The organism is Leifsonia sp. (genome assembly GCF_051955155.1).
Lineage (GTDB): Bacteria > Actinomycetota > Actinomycetes > Actinomycetales > Microbacteriaceae > Leifsonia.
In genome coordinates this window covers 1-3,277 of record NZ_JBQCGZ010000126.1, presented here as the reverse complement: position 1 = coordinate 3,277, position 3,277 = coordinate 1, and the positions used below count along the sequence as shown (strand labels likewise).

Here is a 3,277-nt window from a genome sequence, read left to right as displayed (position 1 = left end):
TGCTCCGCAGCCGCGGTACCGCCGTGGCCCTGCACGTCGACGGGCTCGAGTGGAAGCGCGACAAGTGGGGCAAGTGGGGGCGTCGCTACTACCGCATGGCGGAGCAGTTCGCGGTCCGGGAGGCGGACGCGCTGATCGCCGACGCCCGCGGTATCGCCGACTACTACGACGACGAGTTCGGGATCCCCACGGAGCTGATCAGCTACGGCTGCCGGATCCTCACGAACACCCCGACCGACGCGATCGAGGACCTCGGGCTCGTCCCCGGTCAGTTCCACCTCGTCGTCGCCCGCTTCGAGCCGGAGAACCACGTCGACGTGATCGTCGAGGGCTACCACCGGTCCAATGCCACGATGCCGCTCGTCGTCGTGGGCTCGGCGCCCTACTCCGCCGCCTACACGGACGCGATCGGTGCCATCGCGAAGCGCGACCCCCGCATCCGGCTGCTCGGCGGCGTCTGGGACCAGCGGGTGCTCGACCAGCTCTACGCGCACGCGGCCAGCTACGTGCACGGTCACTCGGTGGGCGGTACCAACCCGTCGCTGCTGCGCGCCATGGGCGCCGGCACCGCGATCGTCGGATGGGACGTCGTCTTCAACCGCGAGGTCGCCGGCACCGCAGGCTCCTACTTCTCCTCGCCCGCCGAGGTGAGCCGCTGCATCGAGGAGGTCGAGCGCTACCCGGGACGGTTCCGGGACATCGGCGAGCTGATGCAGGAGCGCGCCCGCGCCCGCTACAACTGGGACTCGGTCACCGAGGCCTACGAGGCCCTCGCCGCCAAGCTGGCCCGCGGGTACACCACCCGCGGCATGAGCTCGGGCCGTCGGACGCAGTCCGCCTGGTCCGTGGAGCAGCCGGTCGGGGTGGAGATCGGCCGTGGCTGACCGGGCCGGTCGGCCCGGTTCCGTCGCCACGGCGCTGATCGCGCACCCGGGCGCGGAGCTGTACGGCTCCGACCGCGTGATGCTCGAGACGGTCGCCGCGCTCGTCGAACGGGACTGGCGCGTCGTGGTCGCGGTTCCCTCGGAGGGCCCGCTGATCGCCGAGGTGCGGCGACTCGGCGCCGAGGTCGTCCTGCTCGCGGCCCCGGTGCTGCGCAAGAGCGTCGTGAAGCCGCGGAACCTCCCCGGGTTCCTCGGCGGCTCGGCGACGGCGTGGGCACGGATCGGGCGGCTGCTGAAGCGGCTCCGGCCCGACGTCGTCTACGTGTCGACGCTCACCGTGCCGCTGTGGATCGCCACGGCCCGGGCACGCAGGATCCCGGTGATCGCCCACGTGCACGAGAGCGAGCGGCAGGCGCCGAACGTCGTGCGGGCCGCCATCGCCGCGCCACTGCGCCTCGCCGACCGGATCCTCGTCAACAGCGCGTTCAGCCGCGACAGCCTGACGGAGGTGACGCCGACCCTCTACGGGAGCTCCACGGTCGTCTACAACGGCGTCGCGGGTCCTGCCGCGGCGCCGGAGGCGCGCCCGGAGCTGGTCGACGGCCTGCGCATCGTCTACGTCGGCCGGCTGTCGCCGCGCAAGGGCGTCGACGTCGCGGTCGACGCGCTCCGGATCCTCCGCGAGCGCGGCGTCGAGGCGCGCCTCGATCTCGTGGGCGCGGTGTTCACCGGCTACGAGTGGTACGAGCAGCAGCTGCGCGACCAGGTCGACCGCGCCGGACTCACGGATCGGGTCGTGTTCCACGGCTTCCAGTCGTCCGTGTGGAATGCCCTCGAGCGGTCCGACGTCGCCGTGGTGCCGTCCCGGCTCGAGGAGCCGTTCGGCAACACCGCCGTCGAGGCCGTGCTCGCCGGCCGCCCCGTCGTCGTCAGCGCGATCGGCGGCCTGGCGGAGGCGATCGACGGCTTCGCCTCCGCCATCTCGGTCGATGCGGACGACCCGGTCGGACTGGCCGACGCCCTGCAGCGGGTCGCGGTGAACTGGTCGACGTTCCGCCGCACCGCGGCCACCTTCGCTCCCATCGCGGCGCACCGCTACGCGACCGACGGCTACCGCCGCCGCGTCGCGGACGAGATCGCCCGCACCGCCCACCTCTCCTCCGAGCACGCGCTCGCCTCCTGACCGCTCCCCCGACTTCAGAGGACCCTCAGTGACCGACTCCCCCCTGCGTATCGGCTACGCCGCCGGCGCCTTCGACCTCTTCCACATCGGCCACCTCAACCTGCTCCGCCACGCGAAGGCGGAGTGCGACGTGCTGATCGCCGGCGTCGTCTCCGACGAGATGCTGCAGCTGACGAAGGGCATCATCCCCGTCATCCCGCTCGCGGAGCGGATGGAGATCGTCAGGCACATCTCCTACGTCGACCGGGTGCACGCGGAGGTGGTGCCGGACAAGCTCGACACCTGGAAGGAGGTGCGGTTCACGCACTTCTTCAAGGGCGACGACTGGCGCGGCACTGAGAAGGGCCTGCGCCTGGAGCGCGAGTTCGCCGCCGTCGGGGTGGAGGTCGTGTACTTCCCGTACACGATGTCGACCTCGTCGACCGTACTGCGCCGCGCCCTCGCCGCACTGAACGGCGAGGGCGAGCGCGTCACCGGCTGACCCGGCTCAGCCGCACTTCGCCTGCGTCAGCGTGACCGGCACCGGCCGCACCTTCGGCGTGTGGCTGACGGCGACCGTCTTGCTGGTGTCGGTGCCGCCGGTGAACACGCCCTTGACGGTAACTGTGCTCGCCGCGGGGATGGTGATGCTCACGACCCCGACCGGGCGCCCGTACATGTGGCCCTGCACCGCCGGCCGACGGATGCTCTCCCCAGTCGCGGAGTAGATCGTGTTGTACTCCGGGAGCAGGTTGTTGCCCCAGGTCACCTTCTGGCCGTCGATGTAGACCGCGCTGAGCTTGGCGCCGACCGGCCCGTAGAGCTGCACCCACTGGCGGTCGCCGCCGAACGGGATCTTCGACATGGCGGCCAGCACGTACGGCGTCAGCGTGTACGCCTTCGCCAGCGTGAGCGTGTTGGTGACCTTCGCCGTAACCGTGTACTTCGGCGTCGGCTTGCAGGTGTTCGTCGAGACGTCCACGGTCTCGTTCATGTAGTAGCTCATCTTGGACGTGGAGTCGTCGTTGTTGTAGACGCCGACCGTCGTCGCCTTCGTGTTGTCCGCCGGCAGCATGGTGCCCATCGGCGACGTCATGATCAGCTTCTCCTCGTCCGACCGGACGCTCCACATCTTCAGGCGCTGGTCCTGGAGCATCGGCGTCAGCTGCGCGACGTAGGCCTTCGGTGAGCCCTGGCCGTGCGTGACCGCGTCGAAGATGGACTTCGCGGC

Annotated in this window: 4 protein-coding genes; 3 read left to right on the top strand and 1 reads right to left on the bottom strand. The window is 70.7% G+C overall.

The features are described from left to right. From ACTHMF_RS13660 to ACTHMF_RS13650, 3 genes are all read left to right on the top strand, one after another. Positions 1-884: DUF1972 domain-containing protein (locus ACTHMF_RS13660; RefSeq protein WP_440318323.1), on the top strand; the 884-nt coding region annotated here is incomplete at its 5' end. Continuing rightward, positions 877-2,067, top strand: a complete 1,191-nt coding sequence (locus ACTHMF_RS13655) for a glycosyltransferase (protein WP_440318321.1) — start codon at positions 877-879, stop codon at positions 2,065-2,067. The genes ACTHMF_RS13660 and ACTHMF_RS13655, both read left to right, overlap by 8 nt. Positions 2,068-2,095: 28 nt before the next feature. After that, a complete protein-coding gene (locus tag ACTHMF_RS13650; RefSeq protein WP_440318320.1) occupies positions 2,096-2,548 on the top strand; it encodes an adenylyltransferase/cytidyltransferase family protein in 453 nt (150 codons plus the stop codon). A 6-nt stretch (positions 2,549-2,554) separates the two neighbouring features. On the opposite strand, the gene ACTHMF_RS13645 is transcribed toward ACTHMF_RS13650, so the two are convergent. Then, on the bottom strand, positions 2,555-3,277 hold a 723-nt coding region (locus tag ACTHMF_RS13645; protein WP_440318318.1), incomplete at its 5' end, for a hypothetical protein.